This is a genomic window from Mycolicibacterium sarraceniae (genome assembly GCF_010731875.1).
Classification (GTDB): Bacteria; Actinomycetota; Actinomycetes; order Mycobacteriales; family Mycobacteriaceae; genus Mycobacterium; species Mycobacterium sarraceniae.
The window spans coordinates 3,392,451-3,418,643 of sequence record NZ_AP022595.1 but is presented as its reverse complement, the minus strand read 5'-3'; the positions used below and the strand labels follow the sequence as shown (position 1 = coordinate 3,418,643).

The 26,193-nt window shown below is 65.1% G+C and carries 23 protein-coding genes and 1 pseudogene; 14 read left to right on the top strand and 10 right to left on the bottom strand.

The genetic code is table 11. The features are described from left to right. Positions 1–10: 10 nt before the first annotated feature. The 6 genes from G6N13_RS17105 to crtI are packed head-to-tail and all read right to left on the bottom strand — an operon-like array spanning position 11 to position 5,345. Positions 11–1,546 (bottom strand): FAD-dependent oxidoreductase, encoded by a 1,536-nt coding sequence (locus tag G6N13_RS17105; RefSeq protein WP_163698874.1) that lies wholly within the window; start codon positions 1,544–1,546, stop codon positions 11–13. Further along, entirely contained in the window at positions 1,543–2,244 is a 702-nt protein-coding gene (locus tag G6N13_RS17100; RefSeq protein WP_163698871.1) for a class I SAM-dependent methyltransferase, read from the bottom strand. The genes G6N13_RS17105 and G6N13_RS17100 overlap by 4 nt, the downstream gene beginning before the upstream one ends. Next, positions 2,244–2,576 (bottom strand): lycopene cyclase domain-containing protein, encoded by a 333-nt coding sequence (locus G6N13_RS17095; protein ID WP_163698869.1) that lies wholly within the window; start codon positions 2,574–2,576, stop codon positions 2,244–2,246. The genes G6N13_RS17100 and G6N13_RS17095 overlap by 1 nt, the downstream gene beginning before the upstream one ends. Continuing rightward, on the bottom strand, positions 2,573–2,896 hold the full coding sequence (locus G6N13_RS17090; protein WP_163698866.1) for a lycopene cyclase domain-containing protein: 324 nt from the start codon (positions 2,894–2,896) through the stop codon (positions 2,573–2,575). Before G6N13_RS17090 ends, G6N13_RS17095 begins: the two co-directional genes overlap by 4 nt. After that, complete coding sequence (locus G6N13_RS17085; protein ID WP_163698865.1) at positions 2,896–3,828, bottom strand: phytoene/squalene synthase family protein; 933 nt, start codon at positions 3,826–3,828, stop codon at positions 2,896–2,898. The genes G6N13_RS17090 and G6N13_RS17085 overlap by 1 nt, the downstream gene beginning before the upstream one ends. A 2-nt stretch (positions 3,829–3,830) precedes the next feature. Continuing rightward, positions 3,831–5,345 carry a phytoene desaturase family protein gene (gene crtI, locus G6N13_RS17080; RefSeq protein ID WP_163702230.1) on the bottom strand — a complete coding sequence of 505 codons (1,515 nt, stop codon included), beginning with the start codon at positions 5,343–5,345 and terminating at the stop codon, positions 3,831–3,833. Between the two features lie 370 nt (positions 5,346–5,715). On the opposite strand from crtI, the gene G6N13_RS17075 reads away from it, so the two are divergent. Then, entirely contained in the window at positions 5,716–6,456 is a 741-nt protein-coding gene (locus tag G6N13_RS17075) for an SDR family NAD(P)-dependent oxidoreductase (RefSeq protein ID WP_163698863.1), read from the top strand. Here the strand turns inward: G6N13_RS17075 and G6N13_RS17070 are convergent. After that, positions 6,453–6,908, bottom strand: coding sequence for an SRPBCC family protein (locus G6N13_RS17070; RefSeq protein ID WP_163698861.1), 456 nt, complete (start codon positions 6,906–6,908; stop codon positions 6,453–6,455). The genes G6N13_RS17075 and G6N13_RS17070 overlap by 4 nt on opposite strands. Before the next feature lie 6 nt (positions 6,909–6,914). Continuing rightward, the gene (locus tag G6N13_RS17065; RefSeq protein WP_170310456.1) at positions 6,915–7,253 is read right to left on the bottom strand and encodes a DUF732 domain-containing protein; all 339 of its coding nucleotides are present in this window, start codon (positions 7,251–7,253) and stop codon (positions 6,915–6,917) included. A 330-nt stretch (positions 7,254–7,583) separates the two neighbouring features. Between G6N13_RS17065 and G6N13_RS17060 the strand changes: the two genes are divergently transcribed. The 3 genes from G6N13_RS17060 to G6N13_RS17050 all read left to right on the top strand — a co-directional run bounded on the left by G6N13_RS17060 (position 7,584) and on the right by G6N13_RS17050 (position 11,341). After that, positions 7,584–8,015: an MmpS family transport accessory protein gene (locus G6N13_RS17060; protein ID WP_163698858.1), complete on the top strand. Its 432-nt coding sequence runs from the start codon at positions 7,584–7,586 to the stop codon at positions 8,013–8,015. After that, positions 8,012–10,912 (top strand): MMPL/RND family transporter, encoded by a 2,901-nt coding sequence (locus tag G6N13_RS17055; RefSeq protein WP_163698856.1) that lies wholly within the window; start codon positions 8,012–8,014, stop codon positions 10,910–10,912. The genes G6N13_RS17060 and G6N13_RS17055 overlap by 4 nt, the downstream gene beginning before the upstream one ends. 141 nt (positions 10,913–11,053) lie before the next feature. Further along, positions 11,054–11,341 carry a hypothetical protein gene (locus tag G6N13_RS17050; RefSeq protein WP_163698854.1) on the top strand — a complete coding sequence of 96 codons (288 nt, stop codon included), beginning with the start codon at positions 11,054–11,056 and terminating at the stop codon, positions 11,339–11,341. A gap of 2 nt (positions 11,342–11,343) precedes the next feature. On the opposite strand, the gene G6N13_RS17045 is transcribed toward G6N13_RS17050, so the two are convergent. Then, complete coding sequence (locus G6N13_RS17045) at positions 11,344–11,991, bottom strand: protein kinase family protein (RefSeq protein WP_163698852.1); 648 nt, start codon at positions 11,989–11,991, stop codon at positions 11,344–11,346. Between the two features lie 493 nt (positions 11,992–12,484). On the opposite strand from G6N13_RS17045, the gene G6N13_RS17040 reads away from it, so the two are divergent. The 4 genes from G6N13_RS17040 to G6N13_RS17025 all read left to right on the top strand — a co-directional run bounded on the left by G6N13_RS17040 (position 12,485) and on the right by G6N13_RS17025 (position 16,234). Next, complete coding sequence (locus G6N13_RS17040) at positions 12,485–14,143, top strand: glycoside hydrolase family 183 protein (RefSeq protein ID WP_163698850.1); 1,659 nt, start codon at positions 12,485–12,487, stop codon at positions 14,141–14,143. 82 nt (positions 14,144–14,225) lie between these two features. Then, the gene (locus G6N13_RS17035; protein ID WP_197746803.1) at positions 14,226–14,717 is read left to right on the top strand and encodes a winged helix-turn-helix transcriptional regulator; all 492 of its coding nucleotides are present in this window, start codon (positions 14,226–14,228) and stop codon (positions 14,715–14,717) included. Continuing rightward, positions 14,714–15,523, top strand: coding sequence for an acyl-CoA thioesterase (locus G6N13_RS17030; RefSeq protein ID WP_163698846.1), 810 nt, complete (start codon positions 14,714–14,716; stop codon positions 15,521–15,523). Before G6N13_RS17035 ends, G6N13_RS17030 begins: the two co-directional genes overlap by 4 nt. Next, positions 15,524–16,234, top strand: a complete 711-nt coding sequence (locus G6N13_RS17025; RefSeq protein ID WP_163698844.1) for a TVP38/TMEM64 family protein — start codon at positions 15,524–15,526, stop codon at positions 16,232–16,234. A gap of 161 nt (positions 16,235–16,395) precedes the next feature. On the opposite strand, the gene G6N13_RS17020 is transcribed toward G6N13_RS17025, so the two are convergent. Beyond that, a complete protein-coding gene (locus tag G6N13_RS17020) occupies positions 16,396–16,761 on the bottom strand; it encodes a hypothetical protein (protein ID WP_163698843.1) in 366 nt (121 codons plus the stop codon). Between the two features lie 60 nt (positions 16,762–16,821). Here G6N13_RS17020 and G6N13_RS17015 point away from each other — a divergent pair, with 60 nt between their 5' ends. From G6N13_RS17015 to G6N13_RS16990, 6 genes and pseudogenes are all read left to right on the top strand, one after another. Further along, positions 16,822–17,208 carry a DUF2237 family protein gene (locus G6N13_RS17015; protein WP_163698841.1) on the top strand — a complete coding sequence of 129 codons (387 nt, stop codon included), beginning with the start codon at positions 16,822–16,824 and terminating at the stop codon, positions 17,206–17,208. A 68-nt stretch (positions 17,209–17,276) separates the two neighbouring features. Further along, positions 17,277–17,399: pseudogene (locus tag G6N13_RS17010) on the top strand (aminotransferase class V-fold PLP-dependent enzyme); the annotation flags it as partial. Positions 17,400–17,503: 104 nt separating this feature from the next. Beyond that, positions 17,504–20,365: an MMPL/RND family transporter gene (locus tag G6N13_RS17005; protein WP_163698838.1), complete on the top strand. Its 2,862-nt coding sequence runs from the start codon at positions 17,504–17,506 to the stop codon at positions 20,363–20,365. 254 nt (positions 20,366–20,619) lie between these two features. Beyond that, complete coding sequence (locus G6N13_RS17000; RefSeq protein WP_163698836.1) at positions 20,620–22,098, top strand: DUF3375 domain-containing protein; 1,479 nt, start codon at positions 20,620–20,622, stop codon at positions 22,096–22,098. Next, positions 22,095–22,790, top strand: a complete 696-nt coding sequence (locus G6N13_RS16995; protein WP_163698833.1) for a DUF4194 domain-containing protein — start codon at positions 22,095–22,097, stop codon at positions 22,788–22,790. The genes G6N13_RS17000 and G6N13_RS16995 overlap by 4 nt, the downstream gene beginning before the upstream one ends. After that, complete coding sequence (locus G6N13_RS16990) at positions 22,783–26,154, top strand: ATP-binding protein (RefSeq protein ID WP_163698831.1); 3,372 nt, start codon at positions 22,783–22,785, stop codon at positions 26,152–26,154. Before G6N13_RS16995 ends, G6N13_RS16990 begins: the two co-directional genes overlap by 8 nt. The last annotated feature ends 39 nt before the right edge of the window (positions 26,155–26,193 follow it).

Here is a 26,193-nt window from a genome sequence, read left to right as displayed (position 1 = left end):
GACCGCAGGTTCATGACGCGCGCCCTTCCCGGCCCGCCAGCCAGCGCAGTACCGGTGAGCGACCCCCCACCGGAACGGTGTGCAACGTATGACCTTCCACGCCCCAGCCGGACAACAGTCGGTTGGCCGCCGACCATCCGGTGGTGGCTGCCCGCTCCATCAAGGCCACCGGCAGGTCGATGCGAATACCATCGCCGGCCAGCATCAGACCACCTGTCGGCGTGTCGACCGTCGGCCGATCGGCGAAAGCGCCCGGACTGAACAACGGACAGTCGTCGCGAATCAAGAGCGTCTCCCCTACGATGCGCGCCGTCGCGGTCTCCGGGTACAGCTGGTACAGGCGGCCCAGCATACGCTGCCGCAACTCGTCGGCCTCTGGCGGCTCGCCCACGGAATAGGAGTGCACCTCGAGCACCGAACCATGATGGACGCGCGCCCATTCCGCGGACTGGACTTCGTAATTGCTGACCACACTGATGTTGTCGATGGGGGCCAGACCGCCGGTCCCGAGGAACGCGGGCCGCCCGGTGTCCACCGGCTGGTCCAGCCAGAGCCGCTGCACGGCGAAGGGCGGCGCGGTGCGCAACTGCGACACCTGCCTGCGCCAGCCGTCATCACCCAGCCCCGGTGAGGCGGCCACGATTCGTTGCAGCCCGGCTGTGTCGGCGGCCAAGACCACACCGTCGGCGTCGACGGTCCGTCCGGTCGAATCATGCACCTGCAGGGTCCGGGTGCCGCCCACGCTGACCGATTCCGCGGACACTTCGGTGCGCAACCGCACCCCTTGACTGATCAGGTACTGGCCCAACGGTTCCCACAGTGCGGTGTCGAAGTTCGACTCAGCGACGTCGAAGACCAGCCCTTCACTGGAGCCCAGGAAGTAGATGTGGAACATGGTCGCCAGTTCAGCGGCCGAGAGTCGCTCCGGTCTGGCGAAGAAGCTGCGCGCGAACACCTCGAAGGCCAAGTGGCGGGCAGCGGCCGGAAAATTGATGTCCGTCAAGAACGTTTCGGCATCGAGCTCGTCGAGTTGATCATAGATCTCGGGTACCGAGACGGCGACCAGCGGCGCGGCCGCAACGGCGTTGAGCCGCACCAGATCCCGCACCCGGAACGTGGGGCTGCGCAGGGCGAAAGCCAATGCGTTCCATGGCGGCGTCTTCGGTAACCCCCGGAAGGTGTCGCGGCGGCCATGGCCGTCGATGAGCGGGTAGTCCTCGACCGCGCGGAGCCGCTCGAGGTCGGGGTCAGCGCGGCGTAACAACGCGCGCAGGTTGTAGTACTGGCGGAAGAACGCGTGAAAGCCGCGGTTATTCGCCACCGGTGTGCCGTCAGCCAGCTCGTCGGTCCAGCCCCCGACCCGCCCACCGAGGTACTCCTGGCGTTCCAGGAGCTCTACGGAGACACCTCGTTCGGCGAGGCCCGTCGCTGCCGCCAAACCCGCGACGCCGCCCCCCACGACCACGACATGCGGCTTGCGCGGTGACGCCTTGGCGTGCGGCGCCCCATCGGGGGCCGGGTGCGTAACGCGACGGCCGTCGATCACCGCGGCGCATCCGCTACGAAGGTGTGCACGATATCGCGCTGCCAACCGGGCATCGTTTCACTGTGCACACCGGTGAAACCCGCTGCGGCCAGCCGCCGTTGGAAGGCAGCGGCCCCATCGAACGCGTTGACGCTGCGCCATAGGTGTCGGTAGAGGGCGCTGTCGCGAGTCTGCCGCCAGCCGGACGGAATGATGATGCCCCAGCAGACCGCGTTCCAGATCGCTTGGGCTGCTCGCGAATCTCGCACCGAGTACTCGTGCACGGCCAGCGTCCCGCCTGGGCGAAGCAGCTGGCGAAATGCACTCAGCGTGGCATCGGGGTCGGCCAGGTTCCGCAACAGGTAGGCGGCGAAGATGCCGTCGAACGGGCCGTGCACCCCCGCCTCGGCGACGGCTTCGATCGGGCTGTGCACGAACCGGACCGCTGCCGGCCAAGACTTCACACTGGCCTCGGCGAGCATGCCGGCCGACGCGTCGACCGCGATGATCTCGGCATGCGGCGCCGCCTCCAGCAGCGCCGCCGTGGACGCTCCCGTCCCGCACCCGGCGTCGAGCAGTCGAAGGCCGCGGCCCCCGCGCGGAATACGCATCCGCCGCGCGGAGATTCTCAGGTGGTCGTGATAGCCGGGGTTCGCGCCGACCAGCTTGTCGTAGGCGCGAGCGCCCACATCGAAGGCACCGGGCACATCTATGGCCATTACTGATCCCCAACTTCGTTGTTGGGGCGGGGCCGTTGCCTCTCCCACAGCAGCAACACCGCGGTGACCATCGCCCAGCCGAACAGGAAGTCCTCCACCGGGATGTCCCACGGGAACCGCACCCCGGTGCTGTGCTGCTCGTTGTAGATGACGATCGGTGCGGACAGCTTGGTGAGCCAGCCATCGACGAGCACCTGGAATGCCACCACGATGGCCATAGAAATCCAGTATTCGACCTTGCCGAACAGCCCGGTGCGCAAGACGGCCAGTTCCAGCGCGAGGACCGCGAGGACCGCGACGACGGCGGGCAGGGTGTAGCCGAGCCCGGTCATCGGCGGCCCCGCAGCGCCCCGAGGATGGTGCTGACCGCCGAATAGGTCAGCAGGCCACAGATCGGGATCACGATGAAGAACAGCAACTCCTCCAACGGAATCGAGAATCCGACGTCGACTCCGCTGATGTAGCGCGGGTTGTAGCTCCACACCTGGCCGGCGATCGCGATCGCGTCCCACATGACAAAGACCGCCGCCACCGGACCGACCGACAGCAGCAGGCGCACCGGCTGGCGATAGACCCCGGCACCGAGGAACTCCAGCGGAGCGGTGATCAGGAGGCAGGCGCCTAGCACGATCAGGTACTGCCAATGATCCATCAGGCCGCACCGTACCCGCGGGCACGATGGGCCCGAATCAGGCCGGAGGAGAAGACCCTCAGCCGCCGTCCCAGGCTCACCGACGCACGCTGGCTGAACACCGCGAAGTCGATGGCCTCGATGCGGTCGAGAATTTCGGAGTACAGCGTGAACGCTGTCGCCACACAGGGTCTGGACTCCGGGGCGAGCAACGCGATACCTTTACGCGCCTCGCGGTAGACCGTGCGGGCGACATCGTGCTGGGCCGACAGTGCGCGGCGGACCTTGGGATCGGTCTGGTGGTGTTGGTGACACCACGTCAGAACGTCGCGGTCCACGTCGAATGCCGCGAGTTCGTCCGCCGGTAGGTAGACCCGGTTGCGTTCCAGATCCTCATCGACGTCACGGAGAAAATTGGTCAGCTGGAACGCCTGGCCCAACGCCTCGGCGTACGGCGCGGCCTCGCCTGCTGCGCCGACGGTTCCGAGGATCGGCAACATTTCCAAACCGATGACGGCAGCCGAACCCCGCATGTAGCGGTTGAGCGCCGCGCGGTCCGGATAGTCGGTGATCGTCAGGTCCATTCGCATGGATGTCAGGAAATCACCGAACAGATCCAACGGGATGCGGTAGGTGTGCACGGTGTGCAGCACTGCGGCCAGCACCGGCTCCGACTCGTCGGCGGTGCCGGTGAAGAACTTGGCCGACAGCCGGTCGAGCCGCTGCTCGCGCTCGGCCGGGCTGGCTTCATCATCCATATCGTCGAGGATGTCATCGGCGTAGCGGGCGAACCCATACAGCGCATGCACTGCCGGCCGCTGTGACGGGGTCAGCAGCCGGGTGGCCAGGAAATAGGTCCGGCCGTGCTCGGCATTCAGCCGCCGGCAGTACCGATAGGACTCCCGTAACCGGGAATCGTCGATCCCGGCGGCGTGTAACTCGGTGTGGATCATCACTACCTGCTTCCCGAGCTGAGGATGGTGCGGGTGTCGGACGGGTCGGGGACGGCCCCCGTGACTCGGTCGGCGGCCAGCCGCCCGGAGATGAGCGCGGTGGGCATCCCCACGCCCGGCACTGTCGAGCCGCCGGCCAGCACGGCGTTGTCGATGCCCCGAACGGTATTGGCCGGCCGGAACGGGCCGGTCTGGGCAAAGGTGTGCGCCAGCGCGAACGGCGTACCTGCGGCCATGCCCTGGCGGGCCCAGTCTGCAGGTGTCACCACGTCGAGAATCTCCGCGTCCAGCCCCGGCATCAGCCGTGCCACCGCAGTGGCCACCACCTCGTTGGCGTAGTCCTGCCCGTTCAAATCCCAATCAACAACGCCCTTTTCGAGATTCGGGGCCGGGGCCAGAATGTAGAGCAGGTCGCGCCCGGGCGGGGCGAGGCTGGGATCCCCCGCCGTCGGCCTGGTCACCAGCAGCGACGGATCGCTCATCAACACCCCGGAACGGATGATCTCGTCGAACGTGCCGGCCCACTTACCCCCGAAGCTGATGTTGTGATGCGCCAGGTGGTCGCCGACGGCAGGGACGCCGACGTGGGCCACCAGCGCCGACGGCGCCGGACGCACCTTGACCAGGCGGCGCGGTGCGCGCCCCAGCAGCCGGTAGGTCAGAGGCAGCTCCGTCGTGAGGACGACGGCGTCACAAGGAATCCGGCCCTGTGGGGAGATCACGGCGCTCACTCGCGAGCCGCTGCGTTCCAGTGCGGTGACCGTAGACCCGTAGTGGAATTGCACTCCCGCCGCGGCGGCGACGGCAGCCATCGCCTCGGGAACCGCGCGCATACCTCCGCGCGGAAAGTACACGCCGGCAACAGTATCCATGTAGGCGATCACCGCATAGGCGGCCAGGGCCCGCTGCGGCGGCACACCGGCGTAGAGCGCCTGGAACGTGAAGATCCGCTGCACCCTTTCGTCGGTGACGAACCGGCTCACCATTGGCTCCCAACCGCGGAAGCCGCCGATCGCGGCCAGCCGGGCCAGCTGCGGGGTCAGCAGGGACAGCGGTGAGGCGAAGTTAGCAGCGATGAAGCCGTCGAACTCCAGCCGGTAGAGCTCGGTGAGCCAGCCGCGCAGCCGCAGATAGCCGGCGGCCTGCTCGGGTCCGGCGAAGTCCTCGATCGCGGCGGCCATCGCGGCGGCGTCGGGGTGCACGTCCAACGTGCTGCCGTCGGCGAAGCTGGCCCGATAGGCGGGCTCGACGGGCATGAGTTCGAGATGGTCGGCCATCGACGCGCCGACCGCGGCGAACGCGTCGGCGATGATGTCGGGCATGGTCAGCACAGTCGGGCCGGTGTCGATCCGGTAACCGGCGATATCGGCCTGGCCCATACGTCCGCCCGGGAACAAATGGCGCTCAAGCACGGTCACCGAGCGGCCGCGACCAGCCAGGTGTAGCGCAGCGGAGAGCCCCGACAGGCCAGCGCCGACCACGACGACGTGGTCGGTGGCACCCGGGACGGTACGCATCGGTCTGGACGGCACCCCCTGACGATACCCAGCCTGATGCGCTCGCAATCAAGCTTCTGCGGCACACACCCAACTGGTTACAGTGCAGCCGATAGCGGGTCATCCGCTGTCTTCATCGTCGCCGTGCTCCTGGCCTGGACCTTCCGCCTGTGCCCCGGAGTCACCTGGCACGACGGCTCTACGTTCAGCGCGATCGATGTCGTGCGTGGCGTGCCTGGCCTGTGTCGCGTGCAATCGCTGCAGGGGCTGCATCGGCTGTGCCCGATGCACCGACTGCGCCGGTTGTGTCGGGTGCTACAACTGCTCGGGACTGCGCAACGCAGTGGGGCTCAAGGATGTTCACGCCTAGCCCCGCAGAAAGGGTCGGGCTATGACACAGCTGAACGGGAAAGTCGCGCTGGTAACGGGCGCGTCGTCAGGCCTCGGGGCCGCGACGGCGCAACTGTTCGCCGAGCGCGGAGCCACGGTATTCGGTATCGCACGCGACTCCGAACGGATGGCGACGGTGTTCGAATCGGTTCCCGGCGGTGCGTACGCATCGGTCGACATCACCAGTGCGCAGGCCTGCCGCGACGCCGTCGCCGAGTGTGCCGAACGCTTTGGCCGCGTCGACGTGCTGGTGAACGCGGCGGGCTTTCACCAGATGCGCAACACGACGTCGGTCACCGATGAGGACTGGGACTACGACCTTGCGGTCAACCTCAACGGGCCGTTCTATTTGATCCGGGCCGCACTGCCGCACCTGCTGGAGGTCGGCGGCAACATCGTCAACGTCGCCTCCATCGCCGGTATCGAGGGCGAGGTCTACTCGGCGGCATACTGCGCCGCCAAGCACGGGCTGGTCGGCATGACCAAGGCGCTGGCGATCGAGTACACCAAAAAGCAGTTGCGAGTGAACGTGATCTGCCCGGGCGGGATGCTCACCCCGCAGGTGACCGAGTTCAAGACGCCAGATGACGCGGACTGGAACCTGATCATGCGGATCGCCGCGCCTCGCGGAATGATGGCGCCGGTCGATGTGGCGAAGGTGATCGCGTTCCTGGCCAGCGATGACGCCGTCACCATCCATGGGGCGGTCTACAACGTCGATAACGGCAAGACCGCGGGTTAGATCCTGGCTTCAAAGGTCCGGCGGATGCCGGCCAGCATCTCGTTGTGAGCGTCGACCGCCTGGCGGACGGTGACGGCCAGCAGCGGCCACGGCGCGGTGAACCGGATCCGTTCGGTCAGCCGGGTGCCGCCCGGTATCGGGTCGAAGGAGACCACCGAGCACAGTTGGACCGCCGGAAATTGCCGGGACTCGGTGAGCACCGGGCCGACCGAGGGCACCTCGAGGCGCGCGGTGTACGTGATCGGCAGGGTGGCGATACCCAGCGGAATGCGGTCGCGGACGCGGTAGACCTGTATGTAGCCGTCACTGGTATCGGTACGCGACAGGCTCTCGACCGATACCATCAACGGGTGGACATCTTTGATGTTGTCCAGATCGACGTAGTGGGCCCGAACGTCATCGGGAGCGCCGGGCACGTCCTCACTGAGGACCCGCTCAACAGGGCCGGCCATTGCGAACTACTGAACGGCCGCCCGCTGCAGGACGCCAACCTGATCCGGGCAGTAGGTGGCGATCGCCGCACCGAGGAACTGGATCGCCTGGCCCTGGGTGCTGTTCAGCGGCAGGTTGGTCAGGATGAACTTGGCCGACGCGTACGTGTCCTTGTCCAGCCCGGTTGCCAGTCGCTTGCAGGTGATCTTGCCGATCCACGCGTTGTAGTCACGAGGGCCGTAGATCCCGAAGGTGTGCAGCTGGTTGGCGAAATCCGTGTCGGGATCGGCGTGCGACGGCGCGGCCAGGACAATCGGCACCGCGACGGCCGCGACGGCGGCCATGGCAAGCCTCGTAACGTTCATAGGCAAGATTGTAGGACAGCTAAACACTGTCGCAAGAGCCATACCGCACAATTGACGTAGTGACGCCTGACGTAGTGACGTCTGGATCTCACTTCGACGGATGATGTGACCTCAGGCACGATTGGTCGAGGGGAATCGATCGGCGGAGCTAACCGGGGGTATCGTCCCGATCAGTTAAGTGAGCTAATCTCTCAGTTAAACCAGCTAAGCTGTCGCGACGCTAAGAACAGAAAATGGGGTTGAGATGAGACGGACGGCCGCGCTCACGAATAGCGCTGAAGGAGTCATCGCGCTGTCCGTGTCGGCGTCGTAATCTCGTCGGGGAATCCTATGGTCAAGGCATTGAAGCGGTTATGGATACCGCTCGTCATCGTGATCGTGGTGGCAGTTGCCGCGTTCGGTGTTTTCCGGCTGCATGGCGTCTTCGGGAAGACCGAATTGACCCGGCCCGGAAGCGGCCTGGCCAACGACACCAAACCGTTCAATCCCAAGCAGGTGACGTATCAGATCTTCGGCCCTGAGGGCGCGGTGGCGACCATCAACTACCTCGACCTAGACGCGCAGCCGCAGATCGCCCGCGACATCACGCTGCCCTGGTCGCTCACGCTCACCACAACCGCTCCGGCTGCCAGCGCCAATATCGTGGCGCAGGGCGATACCGACACGATCGGCTGCCGCATCCTCGTCGACGGTGTGCTCAAGGACGAGAAGACCTCGACCGGCGTCAACGCCCAGACCTTCTGCCTGGTGAAGTCCGCATGACCGATCTTCAGAGCCCCCCCAAGAAGAACCCGCTGATCCCCCGGTTCGTCCGGGCATTCTCGGTGCCGATCGTGCTGCTCTGGCTTGGGCTCGTCGTCGTCCTCAGCGTCGCCGTGCCGTCGCTGGAGCAGGTCAGCCAAGCGCACACGGTGTCGCTGGCGCCCGAAGACGCGCCATCGATGAAGGCGATGAAGCAGGTCGGCAAGACCTTCCAGGAGTTCGACTCCAACAGCAGTGCGATGGTCCTGCTGGAAGGCGACCAGCAGCTGGGCCCTGAGGCGCACCACTACTACGACACGTTGATCCAGAAGCTGCGCGCCGACACCAAGCACGTCGAGCACATCCAGGACTTCTGGGGCGATCCGCTGACCGCTGCCGGCTCCCAAAGCGCCGACGGTAAGGCCGCCTACGTCCAGCTCTACCTGGCGGGCAACCAGGGCGAAGCTTTGGCCAACGAGTCGATCGACGCCATCTCCAAGATCGTCGAGGCCAATCCGCCGCCGCCGGGAATCAAGGTCTTCGTCACCGGCCCAACGGCATTGAGCCACGATCAGCACAACGCCGGCGACTCGGCCGTCAAGATGATCGAGGCCCTCACGATCGCGGTCATCTTCGTGATGCTGCTGTTGGTCTACCGGTCGATCACGACCGTGATCCTCGTGCTGGCCATGGTCTTCACCGAACTGACCGCGGCCAGGGGCGTCATCGCCTTCCTCGGGAACTACGAGATCATCGGCCTGTCCACATTCGCGGTGAACCTGTTGGCGACATTGGCGATCGCCGCGGCCACCGACTATGCGATCTTCCTCATCGGCCGCTATCACGAGGCAAGACTGTCCGGCGAAGACCGTGAGACGGCGTTCTATTCGATGTACCACGGCACCGCCCACGTGATTCTGGGTTCGGGCCTGACCATCGCGGGTGCGACCTTCTGTCTGCACTTCACCCGGCTGCCCTATTTCCAATCGCTGGGCTTCCCGTTGGCCATCGGCATGTTGGTCGTGGTGTTCGCGGCGCTGACGTTGGGCGCCGCCGTCATCTCGATAGGCGCCCGGTTCGGATTGTTCGAACCGAAGCGGAAGATGAACACCCGCAGCTGGCGACGAGTGGGAGCGGCCGTAGTCCGCTGGCCCGGACCGATTCTCGTCGCCTCGATCGCGGTATCCCTGGTGGGGCTGTTGGCACTGCCAACGTACAAGACCAACTACAACGACCGCTTTTACCTGCCTGGCGACATCCCGGCCAACCAGGGCTATGCGGCCGCTGACCGGCACTTCCCGCAAGCCCGGATGAATCCCGAGCTGCTGCTCATCGAAACCGACCACGACGTACGCAACCCGGCCGACATGATCGTCGTCGATCGCATCGCCAAATCGGTCTTCCACATTCCGGGCATCGGTCGGGTGCAGACGATCACCCGTCCGCTGGGCGCCCCGATCGAACACACCTCGATTCCGTTCATCATCAGCATGCAGGGCACGAACCAGACGATGAACATGTCCTACCTGCAGGACCGCATGAAGGACATGCTGAAGATGGGTGACGAGCTACAGGTCACCATCGACACGATGGAGCGGATGCTGGCGCTGACCAAAGAGATGGTCGGCATCACCCACAGCATGGTCGGCAAGACCAAACAGATGGTCCTTGACACCAACCAAATCCGGGACCAGATCGCCAATTTCGACGATTTCTTCCGGCCCATCCGCAATTACCTCTATTGGGAACCGCACTGCTACGACATCCCGCTCTGCCACTCGATTCGATCGATCTTCGACGCGCTCGATGGAATCGACACTCTCAGTGACGATCTCGGACAACTGGTCGTCGATATGGACAGGCTTGACGTCCTGATGCCAAAGATGGTCACGATCATGCCGCCGATGATCGCGACCATGAAGAACATGCAGTCGACGATGCTGACGATGCAGTCGACGATGGGTGGCCTGCAAAATCAGATGGACGCCATGCAGCAGAACGCGACGGCGTTGGGGCAGGCCTACGACGCGTCGAAGAACGACGATTCGTTCTATCTGCCGCCCGAGGTGTTCGACAATCCCGAATTCAAACGCGGCCTGAAGATGTTCGTCTCCCCGGACGGAAAAGCGGTGCGGTTCATCATCTCCCATGAAGGGGACCCCGCTACCCCCGAGGGCATCTCGCACATCGAGAAGATCAAGAACGCCGCGTTCGAGGCGATCAAGGGCACACCGCTGGAGGGCTCGAAGGTCTACCTCGGCGGCACCGCTTCGGTCTACAAGGACATGCAAGAGGGAGCCAACTACGACCTCATGATCGCCGGGATCGCCGCGCTGGGGTTGATTTTCGTCATCATGCTGGTGCTCACCCGAAGTGTGGTAGCGGCGGCGGTGATCGTGGGCACCGTGGTGCTCTCACTCGGCGCGTCGTTCGGGCTCTCGGTCCTGCTGTGGCAGCACATCCTTGGCCAACCGTTGCACTGGTTGGTGATCGCGATGGCGGTGATCATCCTGTTGGCGGTGGGCTCGGACTACAACCTGCTCCTCGTGGCCCGGTTCAAGGAAGAGATACATGCCGGGCTCAACACCGGCATCATCCGGGCAATGGCGGGCAGTGGCTCGGTGGTGACCTCGGCCGGCTTGGTGTTCGCCTTCACGATGGCCTCGATGTCGGTCAGCCCGCTACGGGTCGGCGGCCAGGTGGGAACGACGATCGCCCTTGGCCTGTTGTTCGACACGCTGGTGGTCCGCTCGTTCATGACACCGTCGATCGCCGCCCTGCTCGGCAAGTGGTTCTGGTGGCCCCAGCGGGTGCGTCAGCGCCCGCTACCGCAACCGTGGCCGTCGCCGTCGCCGTCGCCGAAGGAATCGACCGATCGGGCAGAGGCCACCGCGAGCGCGCCTAGTGACTCGCAGTGACCGAGCAGCTACTCTGACCTGGCGAGTCGTCGGCTGTTAGGAACCTGTTCAGCTGCCGTTCGCACAGTGGCAAGTCCGGCCATTACTTTGCTGTCATCCTTGACGGCAGCCCTGTTGGCCGGCCGTCCCGGAAGGACTCTGATGTCGCTCGAACTGCGTCACGTCGCACCGCTGTTGCTCTGTGTCGGCGCGTCGATTGTGCTCGCGCCGTTGGCAGTTGCTGATCCGCCCGCCATCCCCGAGCCGGGCTCGGAGTCGGCCGCCGCCACCATCCGCGACCTCGACGCCGCGGGCTACGATGTCTCGCTGCAGTACGAGAACGGCGTCCCCAACGCTGGGCTGTCGACGTGCACGGTGACCGATATCAACACCCAGGGCACGGCGGGCTCCCAGGGCATCGCGTACGTCACCATCAACTGCTCGAAGTAGCCTCAGCGCGCGTGGCGTAGCGCTCCGACGGTGTCGAGTTCCTCGAGCGCGGTCACCGCACGCAGCAACCCCTCCATAGCGATACCGTCGTCCTGCATTCCGCCGAGGCTGGCCGTGCCCAGACCCGAGAACCAGGGGTGCACAACGGCGTGCCGGTAGCGTGTCCACAACTCGTCGCGATCCAGGTCCGGGCCGCCCTGGCCGGCCTGTGCGCTGCGATAGGTGTCGAGCAGGTCGCGTAAGGCGAGATCCCGGGACGAATGGCCGCGCCGGACCACCTGCCAATCCAGTAGCCCGGCGTTGCCGTCGCGGATGTAGGTGTTGCCGGGCTGGGAATCACCGCGCAGCACAGTATGGGGGCCCTGTCGATCGCGTCGAGCACAGCCGGGAAGTTCTCTCAGGTGTAACCGGCCCGCAGCCCTTGGGATCGACGTCGAATCGGCCAGGCGGCGCGCCGACATCCGCATCACCGTCGGCGCGATGAGATTCGACGGATCGCCTGGGGGCGCCATCAGCCAGCCGAATTGTCGACCGCCACTAGCCTTTTGCGGTAGCCGCCCTGGGAACGTCGCGTGCAGCGCGGCCAGCACTTCGACGAGCTGAGCCATCTGATCGGTCGATAACGGGTGCAGGGCGTCGGGAACTGGCACAGCGAGGTGGTCATGTCTTCGAGAACGACGACGAAGCGACCGGTCAGACGATCGAACGCCGACCCGTACGTGCGCGGTATGCCGCGCCGAGTTCGCGCGGGAGCTCGCTGGACTCAGTTGAGGCCGTGGTGATGAGTGCGGCGCCACCAACGACAGCGGCTATACGGGCACCATTCCTGGGCGCCTTCATGGGATTCCTCATTCGAAGCGGCGAACTCGCCCTCGCCGGGCGCCCTAGATAGGCCTGAATGCCTGTTCAACCAGGGTTTTTCCAGGGATTCACCGAAATGGGCAATCCGCGGAGTTTCCTCGCGCCGGTGTCACAGTCGCGTCACGATTCGCCAACGTCGCGGCCCACGAGCCGTGATCGCATCGGCACGATGGCTTCTCGCAACCGTTTGACCGGGGAGTTTGTTTGCGCGAGTCGTGTCCAGCGTGGCACATGGGGTTTGCCAGATGCGGTACCGTCGGCTCAATACCAAGGGGAGGCGTGATGAGTTCGACGAAGAATGCCTCGGCCTATGTAGGTCGTATAGGCGGCTTAGCGGTAGGCCTGGGAGTAGGTGTGGCGATCCTCGCTGGCGCCGGTGCGGCGTGGGCCGAGACCGCCGGACCCGGCGACTCCGGCCCATCGGCACACAGGTCATCTGCCACCAGCTCCCCCGGCACGGTCTCCGGGCCAAAGGAGGTAAACAAGCCCGCGGCGGCGCGCACCTCCAAACGTCCCGCACCGACGAGTTCGCCAGACGCACCGACCAGTGCGGCCACCAGCGGCATCAGCACGGCCGGCACCAGCCGGACCACCACCCCGACCGCCGCGGCCCTGCCCGCTCTGGTGCCGACGGCACAACGGGACGCCAAACACGTCGAATCGACGATTCGGGCGATGGTGTCGACGACGACCAGCAACATGACACCAACGTCGGCCGCGGTGAACTCCTCAGTGAGCCAGGTGACGTCGAATCCGATCGGCTGGGTGACCGGTCAGGTCAACGGCAGGTGGCCGCAGACCAATAACACCGCCGGCTTCGGCATCTACGGCACCGATCTCGGCATCATGTGGGAGAACACCCTCACCGGCAAGATCCAGCTGGCGTTCGGCGATACCTTCAGCGGGCCGAACATGACCGGTGGTTGGCGGTCCAACGTTCTACTGCTGAGCACCGACACCAATCTGAAGAATGGTCTGAGCCTGTTGCAGACCGGCTACGCCTACCAGTTCATCAAACCTGCTCCGAGCGCACTGTTCCCGTTCTTCGGCTCCGAAGTCACCATCATCCCGACCGCGGCCATCTCAGTGCTCGACCAGCAGTACGTCAACTACATGTCGGTCAAATCCTGGGACACCCCCGGCCGGTGGACCACCAACTACTCGGCGATCTCGATGTACGACGAGGCGACCGACTCCTGGAACCTGCTGAACTCGACCATCCGCTCGGCGAGCTGGTTCGGCTCGTCGAAGCCGTACGTGCCCGGCAATCAGAACTTCCAACAAGCGGCCTACGTCCTGGAACCTCTCGACCAGGTCGCGCCGGGAGACACCCAGTACCTATACACATTCGGCACGCCCTCGGGCCGTGCGGGTTCGGCCTACCTGTCCCGGGTCGGCGTCGACGATGTCGCCAACCTGGCCAAGTATCAGTACTGGAACGGCAACGACTGGGTGACCGGCAGGCCCGTGGCCGCCACGCCGATCCTCGGCGACTCCACCCATTCCGCAGGCCTTTTCGGCCCCATCATCGACTGGGCCAATAACCCCAACGTGTTCGGCGGCTATCTCGGCGGGCTGTTGGGCGCCAAGACAGGCGGCAATATCAGCGAGATGTCGGTGCAGTACAACGACTACCTCGACAAGTACGTGATCATGTACACCGATAGCCAGAACAACGTCGAGCTCCGCTACGCCGACCAGCCCAATGGCGAGTGGTCGGCACCGGTGACGGTGGCAACCTCGGCGACGTATCCGGGGCTGTACGCGCCGATGATCCACCCGTGGTCGGGCACCGGCAAGCTGGTCGACAACAGCGGTGACCCCGACATCAGCACCCTGTACTGGAACATGTCGATCTGGGGCAATTACAACGTCATCCTGATGTCCACGGATCTGACGTCGATCAAGAACTCGCTGGGCTCCGCCTCCACCAACGCGTAACCGTCACAGTCGTGCGTCACTCCTAAGTGACGTTCGACAGGTCACCTGAGTCTGAAATTCAAACCCTGCTAGGCTGATGCCCGTGTCCGCCGTCCGCGATCAGATCAGTGCCGAAAACTGTTCGGTCAAGCGAGCACTGGACGTCGTCGGCGAAAAGTGGACGCTCCTGGTCCTGCGTGAGGCGTTCTACGGCGCCCGGCGCTTCGAGCGATTCCAGACGCGCATCGGGTGTCCCCGCCAAGTCTTGACCGAACGACTCAACACCCTCGTCGGCGCTGGCGTGCTGCGGCGGGTGCCGTATCAGGAACCGGGCCAACGGGAACGCCACGAATACCGGCTCACCGAGAAGGGCCGCGATCTGCTGCCCGCGGTGATCGCACTCATGCAGTGGGGCGACAAGTGGGCGGCCGACCCGGCTGGACCACCGGTCGAAATCGTCCACCGGGACTGTGGGCACGCCGTCGAACTGACCCTGCGCTGCAGCAGTGACCAGACTCCCCTGACCGCTTATGACACCGAGCCGCTTCCCGGCCCCGGAGCCCGATCCGCCACGACCGGAAGGACGATCCGATGACCACCACCCTGCATTCGTTCGACACCGCAATCGACCTGGCCGACAACGGAAACGGGCAGTACGTCGGCCAAACCACATCGGACTACGCGAATATGGTCGGACCGTTCGGCGGGGTGACGGCCGCGGCGATCGTCCGCGCGATCGAGCGTAACCCGGACCGAATCGGCGAACCCGTTGCGTTGACCGTCAACTACCTGGCGCCGGTCACCGACGGTCGATTCGATATCACCGTGCGCGCCGCCCGCACCAATCGGACCAACCAACACTGGACCGCCGAGGTGGCCCAGCAACACGGGGTGACCACCACCGCCACTGCAGTCTTCGGCATACGCCGCGACGCCTGGTCCGATACCGAACCCACGATGCCCCCCGCACCGGATCCCGAAAGCATCGCGCACACAGCGACTTCCGGACCGGTTCCCTGGATGCGCAACTACGACATGCACTACGTCGATGGCGGGATACCGACGGAGCCTGCCGATAGTGCGTCGTCCACCACCACCCTGTGGGTGCGCCAACGTCCGGCTCGCGCGCTCGACTTTCCCGCACTCACTGCACTCAGCGACGTGTTCTATCCGAGGGTGTTCCTGCGCCGCGGGCGAATGCTGCCGGCCGGCACGATCTCACTGACCACCTACTTCCATGTCGACGGCACCGAGCTGGCCGCCCAGGGCACCGATTTCGTCCTGGCCACGGCGCGCGCTCAGCGCTTTGCGCGCGGTTACTTCGACCAGACCGCCCAGATCTGGGGCCGCGACGCGACCCTGCTGGCAACCAGTCACCAGATCGTCTACTACAAAGACTGAATGACCGACACCGCCGATCCTGCGGTAGCCCGCCGGTGGCCCCACATCCTGCGACTCGCGCTGTTCGCCGCGTTCCTGCTGGGCCTGTTCTATCTAGTCGCGGTGTCCCGGGTGATCGACGTGGAGCAGGTCCGTGACACGGTCGCCTCCACCGGACCGCTGGCTCCCCTGGTCTACCTCGCGATTTCGGCGCTACTGGCCGCGGTGTTCGTGCCGGGGCCGCTGCTGGCCGCCGGCAGCGGTGTGCTGTTCGGGCCGCTGCTCGGCACATTCGTGACCCTGGGTTCGACGGTGACGACAGCGCTCATCGCCGCCCTGCTCGGCCGGCGGGCCGGCCGAGACAGTGCGCGGGTCATCCTGGGACCGGACTGGTCAGCGCGCATCGACGCCCAGATCCAGCGGCGCGGGCTGTGGGCGGTCGTGGGTCAGCGGTTCGTGCCGGGGATCTCAGACGCGATGGCATCCTATGCATTCGGCGCCTTCGGAATGCCGTTGTGGCAGATGGCGATCGGAGCTTTCATCGGATCAGCGCCCCGCGCGTTCGTGTACACCGCACTGGGGGCGTCGATTTCGGATCTGTCCTCACCGCTGGCCTATGTCGCGGTCGGGGTGTGGTGCGTCACCGCGGTCATCGGGGCATTCGCCGCCCACCGCGGATACCGCGGATGGCGGCGGCGTGGCCGAGACAACGGGTCCCTCCCCACGGAGTGAGTAGGACCCGTAGCCGTTGTCGCTCATGGCCGCTGTAGCCGCCGCTGGCGGACTTGTGCGGGTGCTTCGAAGTGCTTACCGAATTGCTCTTGTCGTTGCCGTCATTAGCAAAATAGGTCGCGAAAACTTGGTGCCGCAAGGCCTTTGCCGTCTTCCCGGCTTCATTCGGCGCGGACGTACTGTCGTCGGCCTTGGCTGACGTGTCGGGCTTGGCCGATGTCTCGGTCGTGGACGACACGGCGGGCAAGGCCTTGGCCTTGACGGACGCCGGTGCCGGCGGCACTGAGGCCGGTGATCACCGGTCCGAGTAAGCCGACGACGTAGAGGCCGTCCTGCAGTGGATCACTGAAGACACCCGCCACGTTGAGCAGGTTCTGGAACGGCTGGATGACAACGTGCTCGACGGCAGGAAGGAGGTTGGTCATCGGCAGGCCGACGGCCAGGGGCACGGTGACGCGCGAAGGATCTTCACCGCGCTGCACCAGCGTGGCCTTGCCGATTCCCGGCTCGCCGCAGAGACAGATCACTGCGCCCGCACCGCGATCACCCGCCTGGCCGTAGCACCGCGGCCACGGGATACTTGCCAGATGGCTGATCGCAATGTGCTGGGCGGCCCCCTGGAAGCGTGCGGAACCGAGCCGATGACGGGTTTCTATCGCGACGGCTGTTGTTCGACCGGACCCGAGGACGCCGGCCGGCACACGATCTGCGCGGTGGTGACCGCCGAGTTCCTCGAGCATCAGCGGTCGATCGGCAACGATCTGACGACCCCGATGCCGCAGTACCGCTTCCCCGGCCTGTCGCCCGGCGACCGGTGGTGCGTGACCGCGCTCAACTGGCTGCGTGCCCATACCGACGGCCATGCCGCGCCGGTGGTGCTGGCCTGCACGCACGAACGGACCCTCGACGTCGTCCCGCTGGAGACGCTGCGGGAGCATGCCGTCGATGTGCCCGACGATATCGGCAGCCTGTGATCAGCCGTAGCCGTTGGCCGGCGGCCACACGCCGTTGACCACGTAGTTACCCGTCGCGTGGGCCTTGCGTGCTGTCCTTCGTGCTGGCCGGCCACGAACCACTCGAGGTCGGCAAAGCGCTCAACGCCGAGGGGATCGCAGTCCGGGCCGGGCATCACTGCGCCCAGCCGATCCTGCGGCGAATGGGCGTCGGGACCAATAGCGGGTAGAACCGCATTACCGGTCTCACACTGACCCTACGGCGTCTGGTAAAACTGTCTAAGCAGATTGCCGTAGCGGGGAGGATCTGGGCCTGGTGAGCACCCCGACCCAAGAGCGCGTGGTCGCCGCCGAACCGCCACAACGTGCGGCTTTGGCCAAGTGGATCCGCCGATTGGCCGTGCCGATCATCCTGGCCTGGATCGGCCTGATCGTCGTGCTGAATACCGTCGTGCCGCAGCTGGAAGAGGTCGGCAAGCTGCGGGCGGTGTCGATGTCCCCCAAGGACGCGCCATCGGTCATCGCGATGATGCGTTCGGGCAAGGTTTTCCAGGAGTCCGACTCCGACAGTTCGGCGATGATCGTCCTCGAGGGAGACAAGCCGCTCGGGGACGACGCGCGCCGCTTCTACAGCGACATGATCACCAAGCTGCGGGCCGACACCACCCATGTGCAGCACATCCAAGACTTCTGGGGTGATCCGCTCACCGAAGCCGGTGCGCTCAGCGCCGACGAAAAAGCCGTGTATGTGCAGGTGAACCTCGCCGGAAATATGGGCGAGGCACTCGGCAACGACTCGGTCGAGGCCGTCCAGAAAATCGTCAGGGGCCTGTCCCCGCCGCCGGGTGTCAAGGTGTTCGTGACCGGTGGCCCGGCTCTCCAGGCCGACCAGCAGCTGGCCGGCGACAAGAGCATCCGGATCATCGAGCTCACGACCATCGGCGTCATCATCATCATGCTGTTGTTCTTCTACCGGTCGGTGATGACGGTGGTGCTGGTTCTGGTGATGCTGATCCTGGGACTATCGGTCACCCGCGGCGCGGTGGCGTTCCTGGGCTATCACGACCTCATAGGCCTCTCGCCGTTTGCGACCCAGCTACTCGTGACTTTGGCAATAGCCGCGACAACGGACTATGCGATCTTCCTGATAGGCCGATATCAGGAGGCCCGGGCGCTCGGGGAAGACAAAGAGTCGGCGTACTACACGATGTATCACGGCACCGCGCACGTGGTGCTGGCCTCGGGTATGACGATCGCGGGTGCGACCTTCTGCCTGTCCTTCACCCGGTTGCCGTACTTCAAGTCGTTGGGCGTACCGCTCGCAGTCGGCATGGTGGTCGCCGTGGTGTCAGCGCTCACGCTGGGCGCCGCGATCGTCACGGTGGCCAGCCGGTTCGGAATGCTCGAGCCCAAGCGCGCTATGCGGATCCGGTTCTGGCGCAAGCTTGGCGCGCTCGTGGTGCGCTGGCCCGCTGGCATCTTGTTCGCGACGATCATGATTGCGTTGATCGGTCTGATCACGCTGCCGGGCTACAAGCCGAACTACAACGACCGCCAATACCTGCCGGCCGACCTGCCCGCCAACGAGGGCTTCGCCGCCGCCGAGCGGCACTTCCCGATTGCCCGGATGAACCCCGAGATGCTGTTGGTGGAGACCGACCAGGATGTGCGCAACTCAGCGGACTTCCTGGTGATCGAGCGGATCAGTAAGGCCATTTCGAAGGTTCCCGGTATCGGTCGGGTGCAGTCGATCACCCGCCCCGCTGGAAAGCCGTTGAAGTACAGCACGATTCCGGCTCAGATCAGCATGGGCGGAACCGGGCAGACTTTGAACCGCTCCTACCTGCAGGACCGCATGGCTGACATGCTGAAGCAGGGCGAGCAGATGCAAGACACCATCAACACGATGACGCAGATGATCAACTTGATGGAAAACATGAGCGGCCTCATGCACGACATGGTCGGCAAGATGGACGAGATGTATGTCGATATCGCGGATCTGCGCAACCACATCTCCGACTTCGACGACTTCTTCCGCCCCATCCGCAGTTACCTCTATTGGGAACCGCACTGCTACGACATTCCGCTGTGCTGGTCGACGCGGTCGGTGTTCGACACGCTGGACGGCGTCGGCACCATGGTCGACGACATCCAGGAACTGCTTCCAGATATGCACCAGCTGGATGCCTTGATGCCGCAAATGGTTCCGCTAATGAAATCGTCGATCGAATCGATGAAGCGGATGCGGATCATGATGCTGACCCAGCAGGCCACCCAGGCCGGCCAGCAGGATCAGCAGGCCGCCCTCAGCCAGAACCAAGCGGCGATGGGCACCGCGTTCAACGACTCACTCAACGACGACACGTTCTACCTGCCGCCGGAGATCTTCGACAACGACGAGTTCAAGCGCGGCATAAAGAATTTCATCTCCCCTGACGGCCACGCGATCCGTTTCATCATCTCCCACGAGAACGACCCGCTGTCGGCCGAAGGCATCAACCGCATCGACGCGATCAAGAATGCAGTCTTCGAAGCCATCAAGGGCACCCCGCTGGAGGGCTCGAAGGTCTACTTGGGCGGCACCGCCTCATCCTTCAAGGACATGCAGGAAGGCAATGAGTACGACCTGCTGATCGCCGGCGTGGCGGCGTTGTCGCTGATCTTCATCATCATGCTGATCATCACCCGGGCGGTCATCGCCGCCGCGGTGATCGTCGGCACCGTCGTGCTCTCACTCGGGGCGTCGTTCGGGCTGTCGGTGCTGCTCTGGCAGCACATCTTGGGGATGGAACTGCAGTTCATGGTGATGGCGATGGCGGTCATCATCTTGTTGGCGGTGGGTGCCGACTACAACCTGTTGCTGGTCGCCCGGATGAAAGAAGAGATACCGGCGGGCATCAACACCGGCATCATCCGCGCGATGGGCGGTAGCGGGTCAGTGGTGACGGCGGCGGGTTTGGTCTTCGCATTCACGATGATCTCGATGTCAGTCAGCGCCATGGTGGTGGTCGCCCAAGTCGGGACGACGATCGGGCTCGGTCTGCTGTTCGACACCTTGGTGGTGCGCGCGTTCATGACGCCGGCGATCGCCGCGATGATGGGTCCGTGGTTCTGGTGGCCGCAAACCGTGCGGCCCAAGCCGCTGTCGAAGCGGCCGCACGGCGCACTGCTGCGCTAGTTCTTCGACGAGCGTGCGTGTCGGTACACAACACGCCGGTGCGGACGTACCGGAACGCACACTCGCGGCGACGCCGGTCCGTGCATGCCCAGAGCGCCGCTCCTTATTGTGACCAGAGAGGCACATTCGGACTGTTGAGACACCTGTGACAGACCTTCTCGAACACACCCCCGACACCCGCCCACGGGGCGGTGAGATGTCGGCGCGGTGGCCTATCTTGGAGCGTCCGACCAACTACATCGAGGAGGAACGGCGTGGACGACGGCACCACCTTGTCCGCCGCTGACCTGCTCGAAATCAATCGCGGTATCCAGGGCTCCCCCACGGTCCGGCTGCTGGCCACGATCAACCTGGGCGGCTACGCCACCCTGATGGAACGCCACCTCAACGACGGCGTGATCCCCGAAACCGAACTGGTCGTGCGCATCGAACGTGACCTCGATGATCTCGGACGCCCCGGCGGCGAACAGTCCGGGCTCGGCCTGATCAAGAACTGGGCCAGCCAGGGCTGGCTGCACCGGGTGGCCGACCAGCGCAGCGGCATCGAACGCAACCTCTGCTATCTGACCCAGGACGCCCGTCGCGCTTTGGACTTCCTGCGCGGGCTGCGACGCCAGGACACCATCGCCACTGGCGGATCGATCAACGGCATCGCGGCCCGCCTCAAGCAGATCGCCCTACGGGTGGGCAATGACCCGGTCCGGATCCGCGCCGGCATCCAGGCCGAGATCACCGCACTCCAAGCCGAACTCGACGCCCTGGAACGCGGTGAGGACCTCGGCGACCGCACTGCCGAGGTCGATATGACCGATATGTACGACGAGGCCCACGCCATCGCCCTGCAGATGGAACGGCTGATCACCGACATCGGTCAGTACGGCACCATGATCGAGCGGGCCACCGCCGCCCTGGACGAGCCGATCGAGGGCAACCTCGCCTACCGCGACCGGCAGCGTCAGATGTACGCCGACTACCAGGCCGCGTGGGACTCCCAGGGCCGCGACAGCCACCGCGCCTTCCTGCGAATGATCAACGATCCCGACCAGCGGTCCGAGTTCGAGGCAGACGTCGCCGCCGTCGCCCATGCGCTGCCCGCCCTCGACCCGGCGCTGCGCAAGGTGATGGCGGGCTTCTTCGAGCTCGTCGGCCAGCAGATCGATGAGGTCGAGCGCATCCAACAGCGCTGCGCCCAGCGGGTCAAACGATTCACCGCGTTCGGGACCCTGGAGCAGAGTCGCGGGGTGGCCCGTCAGCTGGGCGACGCGATCGGCTCGGCCCGGGCGCTGCTCAAGAGCTCGCTGACCGACTCGCGCCTCGATATCGAACTCCCCCTGGCCCGGCACGCCATCAGTTCGGTTGGCGCCTTGAGCTTCCGGATCGGCGACCTGTCCAACCCCAGACCGGCGCAAACAGCTGAGGGCGAGCTCGACCTGTCCAGCTTCGCAGCACTGACCACCCAGGTCGACGCGCCCGCGATGTCGGAGATGATCAACACCGCGATCGACGCGGGCGGGCGGCTGTCGCTGCCCGAGGCAGTGGACATGCTCGATGCGGCCTACCTGGGCCACGTCATCGTGTTGTGGTCCTGGGCGCTCAAACAGCCCGACGTTGCACCAGACGCCAAGCCGGTCACCGTCCGGTTCCAGTCGCTGGACGGACGTGACCGCGAGATGGAGGTTCCACACCTGGTGTTCACCGAACCGATCTCCAGTCTGCTGGGAGCCAGCGCATGAGCACCGACGCCGATATCGATTTCTCCTCACTCCCCCAGGTCGACCAGACCGCCCGCACCCCGCACCAGCGGCGGCCACGATTCGACGGCGATATCAGCGAGCTGCCCGACCGGGCCTGCTGGGCTCTGCAGCAGCTGCTGACCCGCCGCTACATCAGCGCCGAGGCCGACCAGGACCTCTACAGCTGGGTGCTCGAATACCGTGCGCAATTGTCCGTGCGGCTCTGCGAGCTCGACCTGATACTGCGGATCACCGATGGCAGTGACATCGCCTTCATTGAGCAGGCTCGCTACGAATCAGCAAGGGGAGCAAAGCTTTTGCGTCGGGAGCCGCTGGGCACCTACGACTCCATCCTGGCGCTGCACCTGGCGCAAATGACGCGCGCAACGGGCGGCCAGGCCGTGTTGATCAGCCGCGAGGAGGTGCACGGGCTGTTCGCCGGGGTACTCAACGATGTCGACCGCGACACCGTCACCTTCACCGCCCGTATCGACGCGGCCATCACCCGCCTGGCCGGCCTGGAGATCCTGCGCAAGACCCGCGACGACGAAGACAGCTACACCGTCAGCCCGGTGATCAACGCCGTGATGACCGCTTCGGTGATTGCCGAGTTGCAGCAGCAGTTCGAACTGCTGCTGTCCGGCGGAGCCGCACCGGAGCGTGACGATCAGGAGGCCGCCCAGGATGGCTGAACAGTTCCACTTGTCGCGACTACAAGTCATCAACTGGGGTGTGTTCGATGGATACCACGACATCCCGTTCAGCGATGGTGGCGCGCTCATCGCCGGTGCCTCAGGCAGCGGCAAATCGTCACTGCTCGACGCGATTTCGCTCGGATTCCTGCCGTTCAACCGGCGCAACTTCAACGCCTCCGGTGATAACACCGCCGCCGGCTCCAGCGCGGGCCGGCGCACCGTCGACAAATACGTGCGAGGGGCATGGGGTCAGCGCAGCGACGGTGGTACCAGCAAGGTCATGTACCTGCGCGGCGAAGGCACCGCATGGTCGGCCATCGCGGTCAGCTACTCCAGCAACACCGGACGCACCGTCACCGGCCTGGTGCTGAAATGGCTGACCGGTGAATCCCGCTCGGATTCCTCGAGCCGGTTCGTGCTGGCCGATGGCGACCGCGATATCGAGGATGTCTGCAACCGCTGGGCCGCAGGCCGTTTCGACTCCGGGGTGTTCAAGGACGACGAATGGCGCTTTTCCACCAAAGTCGAATCGCAGTACCTCGCCCAGCTGTACGCCACCATCGGCATCCGCGCATCCGATGCGGCCCAGCAGCTGCTCGGCAAGGCCAAGTCACTGAAAAGCGTTGGCGGATTGGAGCAGTTCGTCCGTGAGTTCATGCTCGACGAGCCGAGCAGCTTGACCCGCCTGCCCGATGCGCTCAAGCAGATCGACCCGCTGGTGGAGGCCCGCGAGCTGCTGGCCGTCGCGCAGCGCAAGCGCAAGATCCTCGGCGATATCGAGAAGATCCAGCAGCGCTACGCGTCGGAGTCTTCCGACCTGGGCATCATCGACCTCGTCGATCTGTCGATGGTGCGGGCCTACACCGACCATGTGCGACTCGCGCAATGCGCACCGCAGATCACCGCACTGGACTCGACGATCGACCAGCTCGGCAACGAGTATGAGGACGTCACCCGTCAGCTCAATCTCGCTAAGGCCGAAGGAGATTCGCTCAATGCGCAGATCAGCGGATCCAGCGCGAACCTGGGGCCGTTGCAGTCGCAGGTGGCCGGCGCCGAGGCACAGGCCGAGCAGGTGTCACGCCGGCGGGCCGCCTACGAAGCGATGCTGAACGCGCAGGACATCGACATCCCCAACAGCGCTGACGACTTCTGGAACCTGCGTGAGGAACTCACCACCAGTGTCACCGAACTGCTGGCCAAGCTCGACCGGGGCCGCGAAGCCTCCACCGATGCCGAATACGCGCAAAAGGCGGCGCGCATCGCCCGCGACGACGCCGCCAAGGAACTCAAACGCGTCGAGCATGTCGGCTCGGCGCTGCCCGAGTTCGCGATCACCATGCGCGAACACATCTGTGCCGCAGTCGGTGTCGACCCCAGCGAACTGCCCTATATCGCCGAGTTGATGGACCTGCGCCCGGACCAGAGCCGCTGGCGGGTGGCGGTGGAGAAGGTGCTGCGCGGCGTCGGCCTGCGACTGCTGGTACCCGACGAGCAGTATTCCGCAGTGCTGCGGTTCGTCAACGAGACCGATATGGGTGGCCGGCTGCAGCTGCATCACGTCCGTACCAGCCTCGTCGGCGCCGCGGTGACAGAGGCCGAGCCGAATACGTTGGCCGGCAAGCTGTTTGTCGTCGACCCGACCCATCCGTGTGCCGCCGAGGCCGCTGACGTCATCGCCGCGGCGGGCGACCACATCTGTGTGGATACCCCGGATGTGTTCTCCCGCTTCCGGCGCGCGGTCACCGATACCGGCCTGTACAAGGATTCCGACCGGCTGGCCATCAAGGATGACCGGCGTCCGCTGCGACAATCCGATTACATCTACCAAGGTGAGGTGGCCGCGAAGATCGACGCGCTGACCGTCGATCTCGCCAATGCCGAAGACGCCTACCAACAAGCGCGCCGGGCCGCCGATGAGATTGCCGCACAACGCCAGCAGTGGCGGGACCGGTCTGCGGCGTGCAAGGCGATCTGCGAGCAATTCCCGCAGTGGAATCAGGTAGACGTCGATACTGCCGACGGGCACGCCGACCGATTGCGCGAGCAATACGAGCTCCTGCTGGCCGACAATCCCGATATCGAGGCGCTCAACGCGCGCGCCGACGAGGTGTGGGACGAGATCCAGACGCTGATGACGCGGCGCGGTGCCATCCAGACCCGCCGTGACGATCTGGACGCCCGACGCACCCAGCTGCTCGACCTCCAGGATCGGCTGGCGCCCACGTTCGTCTCGGAGCCGCTGACCGAGCTGCTGAACCGTTATGCCGCCGATGTGCCGGTGCCGTTGGAAGTGCTCAATCCCGAGCCGCACCGCGAAGCGGTGTTCAACACTATCCGCAAGGAACGCGAGCAGCTGAGGGAAAGCCGCAGGCGTTCCTACGATGAGCTGGCCCGCATCCTCAACACGTTCGACACCACCTTCCCCGATGCGATCCCCAACGACAGCGATGTCTTCGACGAGCGGGTGCATGACTACGTGGCGCTGTGCCGGCATATCGACGAACGCGAGCTGCCCGAGGCCTACGACCGGATGATGCGGCTGGTCACCGAGCAGGCACCCGACGCCATCCTCACCCTGCACCGAGTCGCCGAGCAGGAAACCCGGCGGATCAGCGAGCAGATCGACCGGGTCAACACCGGCCTGGGCGCCGTCGAGTTCAACAACGGCACCCGGTTGACGCTGCGCGCCACTCCTCGCAGCCTGACCGCCGTCGCCGAGCTCACCGAGATCGTCCGGGCCATCTCTCGGCGCATCGCTGAGGTCGGCCTGGGCGATAAGCAGGCGATCCTGGATCAATACGCCGACATTCTGCGGTTGCGCAACCGGCTGGCATCGACCGCACCGGAGGACAAGGCGTGGACCCGTGACGCGCTGGATGTCCGCAACCGCTTCACCTTCGACTGCGCCGAATGGGACATCCGCACCGAGGAACTGATCCGCACGCACAGCAACGCCGGTGACAACTCCGGTGGCGAGCAGGAGAAGCTGATGGCGTTCTGCCTAGCCGGCGCGTTGAGCTTCAACCTGGCCAACCCTGAGAGTGCGGACAACAAGCCGGTTTTCGCCCAGTTGATGCTCGACGAGGCGTTCTCCAAGTCCGATCCGCAGTTCGCCCAGCAGGCGCTGCAGGCGTTCCGGAAGTTCGGTTTCCAGCTCGTCATCGTCGCCACTGTGCAGAACGCGACGACGATTCAGCCCTATATCGACAGCGTGATCATGGTGTCGAAGACGGAAGCCACCAGCCGCAATGCCCGCCCGGTGGCCACCGTGGCGGCCAAGACGATCTCGGACTTCACCAACCTGCGCGCCGAGATGCGCAGCACGGCGGCGCGGGAGCGGGTGCCGGCGACCGTCTGACTCATATCGCCAACGCCAACGCCGGTTTCGGCTTCCTGC

What these genes read in the sequence shown, in the direction of transcription:
- G6N13_RS17040 (WP_163698850.1), top strand. Translation starts at nt 12,485, where the DNA reads ATGAGTTCGACGAAGAATGCCTCGGCCTATGTAGGTCGTATAGGCGGC.
- G6N13_RS17025 (WP_163698844.1), top strand. Translation starts at nt 15,524, where the DNA reads ATGACCGACACCGCCGATCCTGCGGTAGCCCGCCGGTGGCCCCACATC.
- G6N13_RS16995 (WP_163698833.1), top strand. Translation starts at nt 22,095, where the DNA reads ATGAGCACCGACGCCGATATCGATTTCTCCTCACTCCCCCAGGTCGAC.
- G6N13_RS17095 (WP_163698869.1), bottom strand. Translation starts at nt 2,576, where the DNA reads ATGACCGGGCTCGGCTACACCCTGCCCGCCGTCGTCGCGGTCCTCGCG.
- G6N13_RS17050 (WP_163698854.1), top strand. Translation starts at nt 11,054, where the DNA reads ATGTCGCTCGAACTGCGTCACGTCGCACCGCTGTTGCTCTGTGTCGGC.
- G6N13_RS16990 (WP_163698831.1), top strand. Translation starts at nt 22,783, where the DNA reads ATGGCTGAACAGTTCCACTTGTCGCGACTACAAGTCATCAACTGGGGT.
- G6N13_RS17030 (WP_163698846.1), top strand. Translation starts at nt 14,714, where the DNA reads ATGACCACCACCCTGCATTCGTTCGACACCGCAATCGACCTGGCCGAC.
- G6N13_RS17070 (WP_163698861.1), bottom strand. Translation starts at nt 6,908, where the DNA reads ATGGCCGGCCCTGTTGAGCGGGTCCTCAGTGAGGACGTGCCCGGCGCT.
- G6N13_RS17060 (WP_163698858.1), top strand. Translation starts at nt 7,584, where the DNA reads ATGGTCAAGGCATTGAAGCGGTTATGGATACCGCTCGTCATCGTGATC.
- G6N13_RS17075 (WP_163698863.1), top strand. Translation starts at nt 5,716, where the DNA reads ATGACACAGCTGAACGGGAAAGTCGCGCTGGTAACGGGCGCGTCGTCA.
- G6N13_RS17090 (WP_163698866.1), bottom strand. Translation starts at nt 2,896, where the DNA reads ATGGATCATTGGCAGTACCTGATCGTGCTAGGCGCCTGCCTCCTGATC.
- G6N13_RS17065 (WP_170310456.1), bottom strand. Translation starts at nt 7,253, where the DNA reads ATGAACGTTACGAGGCTTGCCATGGCCGCCGTCGCGGCCGTCGCGGTG.
- crtI (WP_163702230.1), bottom strand. Translation starts at nt 5,345, where the DNA reads ATGCGTACCGTCCCGGGTGCCACCGACCACGTCGTCGTGGTCGGCGCT.
- G6N13_RS17055 (WP_163698856.1), top strand. Translation starts at nt 8,012, where the DNA reads ATGACCGATCTTCAGAGCCCCCCCAAGAAGAACCCGCTGATCCCCCGG.
- G6N13_RS17015 (WP_163698841.1), top strand. Translation starts at nt 16,822, where the DNA reads ATGGCTGATCGCAATGTGCTGGGCGGCCCCCTGGAAGCGTGCGGAACC.
- G6N13_RS17085 (WP_163698865.1), bottom strand. Translation starts at nt 3,828, where the DNA reads ATGATCCACACCGAGTTACACGCCGCCGGGATCGACGATTCCCGGTTA.
- G6N13_RS17100 (WP_163698871.1), bottom strand. Translation starts at nt 2,244, where the DNA reads ATGGCCATAGATGTGCCCGGTGCCTTCGATGTGGGCGCTCGCGCCTAC.